11 protein-coding genes are annotated in these 13,714 nt (G+C 43.8%); 9 read left to right on the top strand and 2 right to left on the bottom strand.

Features of this window, described 5'->3' with window-relative positions:
• The 9 genes from AC1DPQ_RS04040 to AC1DPQ_RS04000 form a co-directional block, all read left to right on the top strand.
• Window positions 1-268, top strand: a 268-nt coding sequence (locus AC1DPQ_RS04040) for a hypothetical protein (RefSeq protein ID WP_477608047.1), incomplete at its 5' end; no start/stop codon positions are given.
• 104 nt (window positions 269-372) lie between these two features.
• Entirely contained in the window at window positions 373-699 is a 327-nt protein-coding gene (locus AC1DPQ_RS04035) for a DMT family transporter (RefSeq protein WP_477608045.1), read from the top strand.
• A 442-nt stretch (window positions 700-1,141) separates the two neighbouring features.
• On the top strand, window positions 1,142-2,098 hold the full coding sequence (locus tag AC1DPQ_RS04030) for a methionyl-tRNA formyltransferase (protein ID WP_477578696.1): 957 nt from the start codon (window positions 1,142-1,144) through the stop codon (window positions 2,096-2,098).
• Window positions 2,099-2,121: 23 nt separating this feature from the next.
• Window positions 2,122-2,652: a phage tail protein gene (locus AC1DPQ_RS04025; RefSeq protein ID WP_477578694.1), complete on the top strand. Its 531-nt coding sequence runs from the start codon at window positions 2,122-2,124 to the stop codon at window positions 2,650-2,652.
• A gap of 34 nt (window positions 2,653-2,686) precedes the next feature.
• The gene (locus AC1DPQ_RS04020; RefSeq protein ID WP_477578692.1) at window positions 2,687-3,205 is read left to right on the top strand and encodes a phage tail protein; all 519 of its coding nucleotides are present in this window, start codon (window positions 2,687-2,689) and stop codon (window positions 3,203-3,205) included.
• A gap of 27 nt (window positions 3,206-3,232) precedes the next feature.
• Window positions 3,233-3,748 carry a phage tail protein gene (locus tag AC1DPQ_RS04015; protein ID WP_477578690.1) on the top strand — a complete coding sequence of 172 codons (516 nt, stop codon included), beginning with the start codon at window positions 3,233-3,235 and terminating at the stop codon, window positions 3,746-3,748.
• A gap of 127 nt (window positions 3,749-3,875) precedes the next feature.
• Window positions 3,876-10,925: an MBG domain-containing protein gene (locus AC1DPQ_RS04010; protein WP_477608043.1), complete on the top strand. Its 7,050-nt coding sequence runs from the start codon at window positions 3,876-3,878 to the stop codon at window positions 10,923-10,925.
• Window positions 10,926-10,946: 21 nt separating this feature from the next.
• On the top strand, window positions 10,947-11,831 hold the full coding sequence (locus AC1DPQ_RS04005) for a PorP/SprF family type IX secretion system membrane protein (RefSeq protein WP_477578686.1): 885 nt from the start codon (window positions 10,947-10,949) through the stop codon (window positions 11,829-11,831).
• A gap of 116 nt (window positions 11,832-11,947) precedes the next feature.
• Window positions 11,948-12,142 (top strand): cold-shock protein, encoded by a 195-nt coding sequence (locus AC1DPQ_RS04000; RefSeq protein ID WP_215130303.1) that lies wholly within the window; start codon window positions 11,948-11,950, stop codon window positions 12,140-12,142.
• A gap of 100 nt (window positions 12,143-12,242) precedes the next feature.
• On the opposite strand, the gene AC1DPQ_RS03995 is transcribed toward AC1DPQ_RS04000, so the two are convergent.
• Window positions 12,243-12,947 (bottom strand): response regulator transcription factor, encoded by a 705-nt coding sequence (locus AC1DPQ_RS03995; RefSeq protein WP_477578685.1) that lies wholly within the window; start codon window positions 12,945-12,947, stop codon window positions 12,243-12,245.
• Between the two features lie 12 nt (window positions 12,948-12,959).
• Window positions 12,960-13,714 (bottom strand): sensor histidine kinase (locus tag AC1DPQ_RS03990; RefSeq protein ID WP_477608041.1); only part of this gene is annotated, 755 nt, incomplete at its 5' end.

Below are 13,714 nucleotides of genomic sequence, written 5' to 3'. Positions count from 1 at the left end.
GTTGAATGCTATGTTAGGCCCGGAACTTTATTCGCCACAGGATGTGGCGGACGGGTTTTCTGATGCACTGGGCAAGAAGGTAAGCGTAAAAGTAATTCCGAAGCAGCAATGGACTGATGCTTTTAAATCAGCGGGGTTTTCTGATGAGGCTGCTGCGTCTTACGCGGCTATGACCGAAATAGCAGCTAATCATATTGAGGTGCCGAAGAACGCTGTAAAGGGAAAAATTACGCTACAGCAGTATATCAATGACCTGGTAAAAGGATAAAGCAGAAACTGGCCGATCCGCCTAGATCACAATATATTTGATCACCTACCAATGAGGAAACGGTTAATTTGTTAATAATACCTTAACAGGCAAATAATTTAACTATGAATTGGATTTTATTGGCTATAGCCGGCCTATGTGAAGTGGCTTTTGCATCATGTCTCGGTAAGGCAAGGGAAGCGACCGGAAGTRCTGTTTATCTATGGTACCTTGGTTTTTTTATAACCATGTCTCTTAGTATGCTTTTATTAATGAAAGTTACACAGACGATGCCTATTGGAACTGCCTATGCTGTTTGGACAGGTATTGGCGCTGTAGGTACAGTAGTGGTTGGCATTCTTGTGTTTAAAGATCCAGCTACTTTCTGGCGCCTCTTTTTCCTGAGTACGTTGGTGATATCCCTGATTGGACTTAAACTTGTAGCGGAATAGTTTGCAGCCTTATTTTACATCAGAGTTGGGCGTTTAAATTGTTTTTGTTGAGGCATTGTTCGATCTAATTCAGTGTTAACTGCATAATCTATATATTTTGGTTTATGATCAAGTCAGGGAAAATGCTGTCCGTGCCTCCTGGCGTACGCAAAGGCAGTACTGCCCAAGAGCCATTGTAGTGGGATACATTGAAGTGCGACATCCAATTGTATGTAATACTCCGTAGGTCACTTTGTATATCAGTAATGGGGGTATTCTGCTTTGTCTTTGAATAAATGACCATGGTACAGGTGAAAATAGTTTTTTATGACTACTAATTTAAGTCTAAAAATTAGACAAAATATACTTAAAAATAAGTATTTGTTATTCTTGTTTGGAGTTAATGAAATAATTAAATAAATTTACGTAGTCTAAATTACATCCTACTCTAATCATCATCCTAGTGAAAATAATCGTATTTTCTACTCATCTCTCGTGTATACCTGTACTAGATTATTTAGGTGCACAGGATTTATTAAAAGCTGTTGTTTCTACGGATAAGCTTAAAGATCATCATTTAGGTGTTGAGTACTTTTGTAACAATAATGATGTATCTTTTTTCAAAGTAAACAGACAAGATCTACTTACAGCTATTAAAAAGCTGTTTGTTGAAATACAGCCCGATGTAGTTTTGATGTTTGGTTTTTCTTACCGGATCCCAGCCAATCTTTATGAGTTTCCGCCACTTGGCTTTTTTAATGTACACTTTAGTATGTTGCCTGCTTATAAGGGGGCAGATCCGCTGTTTTGGCAAATGAAAAACGGCGAGACCAGTGGAGGGGTAAGTATCCATAAAGTTGATGCAGGTTTTGATACCGGCGCAGTAGTAATGCAGCAACCAGTACCTTTTATACCCGGCGAAACTTGGGGTATAGCCGATGGCAGACATGGTGCTGTGGCCCTTAATCTGATTGGTCAATTGATGGAGAAACTGAAAAGCGGAGAGCAGATTACAGCATTACCCGTAAATCAAAGTTTAGCAAGCTACTATCCGAGGGCTGCTGCTGCTGATGTGGCTATTGACTGGAACGTGCAAACTGCCGCACAGGTAGAGGCACAGGTTAATGCCAGTAATCCAGGCGCAGGCGGAGCTGTAACAACTTTTAAACAGCAATTGGTAAGGGTATTGGAAGTTTCGCCTGTTGAAGCCACTGGGGAAGCGGCATTTGGTGCTGGGACAATAGTACATGCAGATGCCAGCGGAATATATGTGCAATGTGCCGACCGCAAAATCTTGCGCATTAATATCATCAAACTCAATGAAGGCTTTGTAACCGGTGCTAAACTGGCGGCAATGGGTGTGCAGCGGGGAGAAAAGTTTGAAAACAATATGTTCGAATACCACGAAATATATAATTAATCTTTAACCATAAACCACATACTATGTTAGATTCAAATTACATCGGCGAAATCAGGATGTATGCAGGCACCTATGCACCATCATCCTGGAAATTCTGCGATGGCTCACTTCTTTCGATCAGTGAGAATGATACGCTTTTTGCACTCATTGGTACCACCTATGGTGGCGACGGACAAAGCACCTTTGCTATTCCAGACCTAAGGGGGCGTGTGCCTGTACATGTAGGTACTGGCCCTGGCTTATCACCTGTAATGATAGGTGAAAAAGCAGGCCAGGAATCGGTTACAATGACGGTAGGCCAGATGCCGGCGCACAACCATCTCTTAATGGCTCAACTGGCCGAAGGCAATGCCAATACGCCAGCCAATAACGCATTTGCAGATACAGGGTCAGCAGATCCAGACTTTGCTTTGGGAACCGTTACGCCGGATGTGGTGATGGGTAACCAATCGGTATCGCTTACAGGGAACAATACGCCCATTAGCATCAACCAACCATCATTGGCTATAAACTATATCATAGCGTTAGCGGGTATATTTCCAACACCGAGCTAACCGATTATCTTAAACCTTTAAAACTGAAAAAAAAATGGATTTTTATTTAGGAGATATCAGAATAGTATCGATAAATTTTGCGCCTAAAGGATGGGCACTCTGCAATGGGCAGATCTTGCCGATTCAAAGCAATCAAGCTTTGTTTTCTCTTTTGGGTATCACGTATGGCGGCAATGGAACCACTACATTTGGGCTACCAAACCTACAGGGGCGTGTATCAATAGGTTTTGGAACAAGCCCAGGTGGGGTAAGTTATACTCTTGGGCAAACTGGCGGAAACCAGAATGTTACTGTTTTACAATCTCAGTTGCCTGCGCATAACCATGCTTTTATGGCCAATAATACACCTGGTGCAACCAACGCGCCTGCTAATGCCTATTTCGCTGATTCCGTTGCACCAGATCTTGATTTTTCTAACGCTACACCCAACACCTCGATGGCTACAGGTGCACTGGGTTTAACGGGTGGCAACGGACCGCTACCTGTGCAACAGCCGTACCTGGGGCTTACTTTTATAATAGCCACAACTGGCATCTACCCAGCCAGAAACTAACCAAAGTATAAATCAAAAATAAAAGAAATGAACTTTATAGGAGAAATAAAATTAGTGGCAGAAAGTTATGCCCCCACTTCCTGGGCTTTTTGCCGCGGCCAGCTTTTGGCCATCAGGCAATATAGCGCACTATTTGCACTTATTGGTACCAATTATGGCGGTGATGGTGTAACCACCTTTGCATTGCCTAATTTACAGGGAATTGTACCGGTAGGGGCAGGTAACGGCCCAGGGTTAACACCCCTTCCACTAGGAACTGATTATGGCTCAGAAACTGTAACCCTTACCAGGGATAACTTACCCCCCCACACACACGCTGTTAAGGCAGTAAGTGCCAGCGGAACAGTTCCATCCCCATCAGGCAATTATTTTGCAAGTAAGGGAAGAGGCGATAATGATTATACCACAAATGCACCAAATGTGCCGATGAACCCAATGACAATAGGTGTTGCTGGCAATGGTTATCCAGTGCCTGTGATGCAGCCATATATGGCGCTTAACTACGTTATTGCATTAGAAGGGGTATTCCCATCAAGAGATTAACATAATTCTTTACCACAGCTTTGCTCAGAATCAAAGCTGTGGTTTCTACAAACCAAATGCAATGCCACCCGGTCGCCCATAGCTGTTTTTGATGCCTGCTGACATTAGGATTTATAAACTATTTGATATGAAAAAAGCTTTACGCGTTTTATTTTCTACCACCGTTCTTTTACTGCTCATTCTTGCAGCAAATGCCCAGATCCAGTTTCAGGATACCTTTGAACGAGATGCCGGCAATTTTGTTGTTACGATGAATGTAACCGGCAACGATGGGGCAGGGCATAACACCTATACGGGTAACGGTAGCGTTGCTGGGGGGACAACGGCCTATAAAATCCTCTTTACGGGAGGACGTTGGGAAATCCAGTTTTTTAACGGTGGTATATTTCAGACGGCATATTACAATACAACTAATACAACGCCTAATCCACCGGCAATAGGCAATGGGATATGGGTAGATGCTGGATCAGATCACTTACTTCTGCTGGCAGGCACAGTTGTAGGTTCATCCAATGATGCCACATTATCTGCCCTAACAATATCAGCGGGTACATTGACACCCGCGTTTGCCAGTGCTACAATAGCTTATACTGCAAGTGTAAGTAATGTAACGGCATCGATTAATGTAACAGCAACCAGAAACCAGGCCAATGCCACCATTAAAATCAATGGCAATACGGTAACAAGTGGCAGTGCCACGGCCGTAGCCTTAAGCGTGGGAGCGAATAGTATCGCCGTGCTGGTAACCGCGCAAGATGGTACCACAAAAACATATACCATTACTGTAACCAGGGCACAGCCTGTAACTGCAACACCAGTATCCGTAATACCTGCCAACGGAAGTTTACTGAATACACGAACACCTACGTATACTGGTACATCACCTGGTAATGCACTCATAAATATTTATGTAGATGGCTCATCTATTGGCACCACAACAGCATCAGCTGGTGGGAACTGGAGCTTAATCCAACCTACAAACCTTGTTGATGGCCCACATACCACATATGCTACAGCTCAGGTTAGTGGTAGCACGGTAAGTACAAACAGCAATACCAATAATTTTAATATAGATGCTACGCCCCCAACAGTGAGCATTACCAGTGGTACTGTTGCTTCTGGCGGTACAACCAGTACATCCATAATCCCATTTACCGTTACTTTTTCTCAGGCTGTAACCGGTTTTTCAATAGGTGAGATCACATCCACTAATGCATCGCTCAGTAGCTTTGCAGGTAGTGGAACAACATATACTTTTAATGCAGCACCAAATCTAAGTGGTATTGTTACCATCAATATAGCGGGCAATGTAGCACAGGATGCCGCCACAAACGGAAATACAGCAGCGCTACAATATGCTTTTACCTATACAGCACCAGTAACAGTGCCAACCGTATCAACTGATGCGGTGACCGGTATTACCACTACTTCAGCTGTAATGGGCGGAAATGTTACGGCAGCAGGTGGATCGGCGGTAACTGAGCGTGGGATTGTTTATGCAATCGGACATATCCCCACAATTGCAGATACCAAAGTGTTAACAGGCAGTGGCACGGGCACTTTTTCAGGAACCATAAACGGCTTGGCATCTTCTACATTATATCATGTAAGAGCCTATGCTACCAACAGTAGCGGAACGAGCTATGGAACAGATCAACCATTTACTACATCTACGGCAGCAGGTACAATTTTTGCCCCTGCCAGCTTCCCCGCAGGATTAAGCACTACTTATGGCACAGCATCTGCTTCAACAAGGGTCACTGTATCCGGCATTGGCTTATCAGCGGGAATCACGGTCACTCCATCATCAACTGCCAATTTTGAGGTGAGTACGGACGGTACGACTTTCGGTCCTTCTGCTGTCATTGGTACTTCGGGCACGATATTGGGTGATGCGTACGTAAGACTTAAAGCAAATGCACCGGCCGGTACAAATATTACCGGGAATGTGACATTAACAAGTACAAATGCAAATAGCCTGACAATAAATATTCCATCAAGTACAGTGTCGAAAGCAACATTAACTTATACTTCAAGTGGGATAGGAAAAATTTATGGGGCAGGTGTTCCGGTTTTAACAGGAACAGTAACAGGCTTTGTGAATTCGGAAACCATAGCAACTGCAACAACTGGCACTATTAATTGGTCTACCTCGGCTACAATAAGTAGTGCTGTGGGTTCTTATAATGTGAATGGTGGAGGACTAAGTGCAGTAAACTATAATTTTGTACAGGCTGCAGCTAATGCATCAGCTTTAACGGTTACACCAAGACCATTAACTGTATCAGCAACTGGGAATAATAAAGTTTACGATGGTACTACAACGGCCACGGTAACCTTGAGCGATGACCGTGTAGCAGGTGATGTATTTACCGAAAGCTACGCTAGCGCCTCATTTGCTACAGCAACGGTTGGTACGGGTAAACCTGTTAGTGTGTCAGGCATTGCCATTTCCGGCGGTGCATCGGGTAATTATACTTTGGGCAATACAACCGCATCAACAACAGCAAATATTACTGTCAAAACGATTACGATAACTCCGGATGTAAATTCAAAAACTTACGGAAATGTAAACCCTACACTGACCTTTACCGCTACACCAGCTTTAGCTACCGGAGATAACTTTAGCGGCTCGCTTACCCGTGCAGCGGGAGAGAATATTGGTACTTATGCCATTACCCAGGGTACACTTTCGGCCGGGAGTAATTATGCGATAACTTTTACCGCCGGTACAAATTTTACAATCAATAAAAGAGCAATTACGGTTACAGCTACTGCACAATCTAAAGGATACGGCAGTGTCGATCCCTTCCTGACCTTTACACTTGGCGGATCGGGTCTGGCCTTTGCCGATACCTTCAGCGGCAGTTTATCGCGCGCGCCGGGAGAAAATGTGGGCAGCTATGCCATCGCCCAGGGTACCCTTGCACTAAGCACTAATTATGCAATCACTTTTACCCCTGGTATAACCTTTGCTATTAATCCAAGAGCGGTTACCGTTACTGCTAATGCCGGACAGTCAAAAACATATGGTAATGTTGATCCTTTCTTCACCTTTACGGTTGGCGGATCAGGTCTGGCCTTTGCCGATACCTTTAGTGGAAGCTTAAGCAGACTGCCAGGTGAAAATGTTGGCGATTATACAATCACCCAGGGAACACTTGCATTGAGCAGCAACTATGCCTTAAGTTATGTTGATGCAGATTTTACCATCAGCAAGAAAACGATAACGGTAACCGCGGTAGCAAAAAGCAAAACCTATGGTGATGCCGATCCTGTGTTAACTTACACATTTAATCCAGCCTTGGTTGGCACTGATACCTTTAACGGAAGCCTTAGCAGATTGCCTGGTGAAAACCTTGGCACCTATGCCATTAGCCAGGGTACACTTGCACTGAATGGGAATTATACCCTGAGTTATACCGGAGCCAATCTCAGCATTGGCAAAAGAATAGTAACGGTAACCGCTGTAGCGAAAAGCAAAGCCTATGGTGATGCAGATCCAGCCTTAACTTATACTTTCAGTCCGGCGTTAGCAGGCACTGATACGTTTACAGGAGCACTGACCAGGTTGCCCGGTGAAAATGTTGGAACCTATGCAATTGCACAGGCTACACTTGCATTGAACAGCAATTATACCTTAAATTATGTGGGCGCAGATCTCACTATTGGCAAAAAGATAATAACGGTAACAGCCGCGGCGAAGAGTAAAATCCAGGGTGATGCCGATCCTGCACTGACCTATACTTTTGCGCCTGCATTGGTAACAGGTGATAGTTTCAGCGGAAACCTGAGCAGGGCTGTTGGTGAAACGGCAGGTACCTATGCCATTACCCAGGGCACACTGGCATTGAACGCTAACTATACCTTAACTTATATTGGGGCTGATCTGACCATTTCCTCAAAAACTGTAATAACGGTAACCGCAATAGCAAAAAGCAAAACCTATGGTGATGCTGATCCGGTGTTGACCTATACTTTCAGTCCTGCACTGCAGTCGGGCGATAGCTTCAGCGGAAACCTGAACAGGTTGCCGGGAGAGAATATCGGCACCTATGCAATCAGCCAGGGTACACTTGCATTGAACAGCAATTATACCTTAAATTATGTGGGTGCTGATCTTACTATTGGCAAGAAAACAATAACGGTGACAGCAGCAGCGAAAAACAAAACCTATGGTGATGCGGATCCTGCATTAACCTATGCTTTTGCTCCAGCACTGGTAACAAGTGACAACTTTACGGGATCCTTAAGCAGAACAGTTGGTGAAAATACCGGTACTTATGCGATCAATCAGGGTACACTTGCATTGAACAGCAATTATACCTTAAATTATGTGGGTGCTGATCTTACTATTGGTAAGAAAACAGTTACGGTTACAGCAGCAGCGAAAAACAAAACCTATGGTGATGTGGATCCTGCATTAACCTATGCTTTTGCTCCGGCACTGGTAACAGGTGACAACTTTACGGGATCCTTAAGCAGAGCAGTTGGTGAGAATATCGGTACTTATGCGATCAATCAGGGTACATTAGCTTTAAACGCTAACTATACTTTAACCTACGTTGGTGCTGATCTGACTATTGGTAAGAAATCAGTTACGGTTACAGCAGCAGCAAAAAGCAAGGCCTATGGGGATGCCGATCCGGCGTTAACTTACACTTTCGCCCCAGCATTGGCAACGGGCGACAGCTTTAGCGGGTCACTTAGCCGCTCGGCAGGTGAAAACGTGGGCACATACTCCATCAACCAGGGCAGCCTGGCTTTAAATGCAAATTATAGCTTGAACTATACAGGAGCTGATTTTGTGATCGCCAAGAAGATCATTACGGTAACTGCATCCGCCAAAAGCAAAGCTTATGGTGATGCCGATCCGGCACTGACCTATACTTTCATCCCGGCTCTGGTAGGTACTGATACTTTTACGGGAGCATTGGGCAGATTGCCGGGTGAAAATATTGGAACCTATGCCATTAACCAGGGTACACTTACACTGAACAGCAATTATACCTTAAATTATGTGGGCGCAAATCTCACTGTTGGCAAAAAAACAATAACGGTCACAGCAGCGGCGAAGAGTAAAATCCAGGGTGCTGCCGATCCGGTGCTGACCTATACTTTTGCCCCGGCTTTGGTAACAGGCGATAGCTTTACGGGATCCTTGAGCAGGGCAGCTGGTGAAACCGCGGGTACATATACCATTACCCAGGGTACACTGGCATTGAACGGAAACTATATCCTGACTTACATAGGAGCCAATCTGACCATTGAAGCGAAAACCGTAATAACAGTAACCGCGGTAGCGAAAAGCAAAACCTATGGTGATGCAGATCCGGCATTAACCTATACTTTTGCTCCGGCACTACAGGCTGGCGATAGCTTTAGCGGAAGCCTGGACAGGTTGCCGGGAGAGCATACCGGTACCTATGCAATTGGCCAGGGTACACTTGCCCTTGACGGGAAGTATATCATAACTTATGTTGGTGCTGATCTGACCATTGGTAAAAAAACAATAACGGTCACAGCGGTAGCGAAAAACAAAACCTATGGTGATGCTGATCCGACATTGACCTATACTTTCTCTCCTGTATTGCAAACAGGTGATAGTTTTACGGGATCCTTAAGCAGGGCGGTTGGTGAGAATATTGGTACTTATCCCATCAATCAAGGTACACTTGCACTGAACAGCAATTATACCTTAAATTATGTGGGCTCAAACCTCACTATTGGCAAAAAGACAATAACGGTAACTGCGGCAGCTAAAAGCAAAAATTATGGTGATGCTGATCCGGCGTTGGCCTATACTTTTGCCCCGGCATTAGTAACAGGCGACAGCTTTAGTGGATCACTTAGCCGAGTAGCAGGCGAAAATGCGGGCACTTATCCGATCAATCAGGGCAGCCTGGCTTTAAATGCAAATTATACCCTGAACTATACAGGAGCAAATTTGGTAATTGCTAAGAAAACCATTATGGTAACCGCTGCCGCTAAGAATAAAAGCTATGGTGATGCCGATCCGGCGTTGACCTATACTTTCGCCCCGGTATTGGTAATAGGCGACAGCTTTAGCGGATCACTTAGCCGTGTGGCAGGCGAAAATGTGGGCACCTATCCGATCAACCAGGGCAGCCTGGCTTTAAATGCAAATTACATCTTGACTTATACGGGAGCCGATCTGACCATCGGAAAGAAAACCATTACGGTAACAGCCGCTGTCAAGAGCAAAACTTACGGAGATACCGATCCAGCGCTGACCTATACTTTTGCCCCGACATTAGGAACTGGCGACAGCTTTAGTGGATCACTTAGCCGTGCGGCTGGCGAAAATGTAGGCGTATATGCTATTGCCAGTAGTACCTTGAGCGCGGGTGCTAATTACACTATAGATTTTAAAACAGCTGACCTGACGATTAATAAAGCGGTGCTAAGCATAACTGCAGATGCAAAGCAGATGTGCCAGGGAGCCGATCTGCCAGCATTTACTTTGAGCTACAACGGTTTTAAATTTTCTGACAATGCAAACAGTTTAACCACAAAGCCATCGGTAAACAGCACCGGAAGCAGGTCTTCTGCGGCTGGAGATTATGTGCTTTCGCCGGTTGGCGGCGTATCTGCCAATTATACTTTTAATTATATCAACGGTGTGTTCAAGATCAATCCCCTTCCCCTTATCACTATCAATAGTGATAAGGGAACCAGTATCAGCAGGGGAGAAACTGCTATCCTTACCGCAACAGGGGCTACAAGTTATGTATGGGCGACTGCCAGCGGCATCTTAAGCGGTCAAAATGCTGCTAGTCTTACTGTTAGGCCAAAAGAAACCACCACCTATACCGTTACGGCTACAAACAGCAGCGGATGCAGCCAGAGCCAGGCCATTACCCTGACTGTGGCCGAGAATCTTTCAAAAATCAAGGCGAACAACATTCTTACCCCAAATAATGATGGCTTTAACGATAAGTGGGTAATCGAGAATATCGACTACTATCCGAACAATGAAGTTAAGGTATTTGATAAGGCCGGAAGGATCATTTATAGTAAAAAGGCATACGATAACAGCTGGGACGGAACAGTCAACGGAACGGCACTTTCAGAGGGTACCTATTATTATATTGTTGATTTCGGTACAGATAAGATGAGGGTAAAGGGTTTTATCACACTGGTAAGGGAAAATTAGTTAAATTAAAGAGAAGATCAAATGAAGACTTTATATAAATTATTGATGTTACTGGCCGTATGGATACCTGCAGCCAGTGTTCATGCGCAGCTGAATCCGCTTTCCTCACAATATTATACCAACCGTTATGTAATCAATCCCGCATTTGCAGGTGCGAACAATGGCCTGCGCATAAACGGGGCCTACCGTAAACTTTGGGATAACGTTCCGGGCGCTCCCGTAACGCAGAATCTCACCGCAGACTATGGTTTCGATAAAGTTGGTATAGGACTGAACATGAGCAATGAAAGTGCGGGGCTACAGCGGCAGACCCGCATAGTAGGTAGTTATGCCTACCACCTGCCTTTAAACGCAAACAACCAGCAGCTTCATTTTGGCCTGTCTGTAGGTTTCATGAACCAGCGTCTTGAAAACGCAGATATTTATGGCAATCCGAACGACCCGATGGTTGGGCTTTACAATGACCGGAAAACCTATCTTGATGGGGATTTCGGTATTGCCTATACTTCAGATAAACTGAGCATCGAGGGATCGCTGCCCAACCTGAAAAGCTTTTTCAAAAAAGATGTGATCAAGCTGGCCGATGTGGCCACTTTTTATACGGCCATAAGTTATAAGATTACGCTGAGCGAAGGAATGGAGGGGATAGCGCTTGAACCAAAAGTAGCCTACCGCGGGGTGAAAGGCTTCGATAATATCTTTGATCTGAGTGCACAGGCCTGGATTGCAAACAAACAGGTGTTTCTGATGGGGGTATACCATAGCAGTGAAAATGCCACATTTGGCATTGGTGTCGACTTTAAAAGAAAATACCTGATCAGTGGGATGTACACCACACAGACCTCGGCTTTAAGTGCCTATACCAACGGCAGTTTTGAGCTGAATCTCAGGTTAAGCGTACTGTAAGGTTTTGGCGGAAGGAAAATCTTGGATATTTGAAGGCATGAAGGAAATGGTCGTATCAATGCCCTTATAATACCTGGTGAACAGATTGACAACCATGATGTTAATAAAATCTATATATGGAACAAGGTAAAGTTAAAATGTATAATGGCGAAAAGGGTTTTGGCTTCATCACGCCGGATGCGAACCAAGAGGACATTTTTGTGCACGTGACTGGACTATTGGTTCGTGACCTCAAGGCGGGTGACATTGTGGAGTATGAAACCGAGCAGGGCAAAAAAGGGTTAGTAGCGATCAATGTCAAGAAAATATAACCTGCTAACACTTCTTGAAGCGTTAACATAAACCTCTCTATTTTTACATGGAAGCGTCTTTGTAATGATCAGTTACCTCGTTTTGCAAGTAAATATGCTATCACTTAACTTTTAGAATGTAACCCAGGCCATACACGTTTTCTATACTGACTTGTTCTGAGGCCTTAAAGAGCCGCCTTAGCCTTGAAATAAAAACTTCAAGGCTTTTTCCATTAAAGTAATCGTCGTTTCCCCATAACGCCAATAAAATATCTTTCTTTTTAACTACCTGATTAATATTGCCAGCCAAATGGTCTAATACTTCCGATTCCCTAACGGTTAAGGAAACTTCTTTGCTGTCGGGCATCCGCAGAAACAGCTGATCCTTTTGGTACCTGATATCACCTATGTTGATAAATCCTGAACTGGATGGGAACTGCACGTTTGGAGTGCTGGAAAACTTATTAATGATATTTCCTATCCTAAGTACCAGCTCTTCAATTTCGAATGGCTTTGAAATATAATCTATTGCACCAATTTTGAGGCCGCGAAGACGGTCCTGTTTTTCGTTATGTGCCGTTAGAAAGAAAAAAGGTTGATTGGAGTTGATTATCACCATCTCTGTGGCCAGGTCAAAGCCGTTCATATCTGGTAGCTGTACATCCACAATAACCAATTTGTTATCAAGCTGGTTTGCGCTATAATACGCCAATGCTTCTGAAGCAGTTTTAAACCATAGGACACTGAATCCCCTCAATTTCAGGTATTCTGAAATTACATTGCCCAGGTCTATTTCATCTTCAATTATTACGATATCATAACTCATAAAATTCTTTGATTAATGATTTGTACTAATTAGGGTCTGCTCCGCAGGGATATGAATCAAAAATTCGGTCCCTTTTCCCAATGTTGTTCTTACGCTGATTTCCCAGCCATGAATATCAATGCACTGTTTAACGTAATATAAGCCCAGCCCCAGGCCCGAAACGGTATTATCTTTGCCTGCACGGAAGAACTTATCGAATATTTTTTCTTTCATTGTGTCTTCAATTCCTTTTCCGTTATCTTTAATATGGATGGTATATCCACCATTATGCTCGGTAATAAAGAGCACAGTCATTTTTATATCGCTATGATTGTGCTTAAAGGAGTTGTCGAGGATGTTTTGTAACATGGTGGTAAATACGAAAGGATCAACCATGATCATTATTTCCGAACCATGAGGATCAAAAGTAAGGTCATTTGGTTCTTGAACTTTTATTTTATAATCATTAACTAAAGTAAGAATTGCATAATTAAGATCTGTTTCCTCCAGGTTAATGTTGCTGTTGATTTCGGAAATTTCCAGCATCTGGTTAATGTGAGAGTGAAGCCGCCGTGCCTGTCTCTCTACAATATTTACAAGTGCATTTACGCGTGCCCTGTCATTGAGCACCTCATCTTCGTGCAGGCTTTTGCTTGCCACTAAAATAGTAGTAATAGGGGTGTTAAATTCATGTTTAATACTGTTTAGGAAATCAGATTTAACATCTGTTTCTTTTTTCTGGCGCATCCAGCTGATATAGGTGTAATAATTAATGCCTACAATAATAA

The organism is Pedobacter sp. 01T416_2 (genome assembly GCF_056398925.1).
This window is presented reverse-complemented; position numbering and strand designations above follow the sequence as displayed.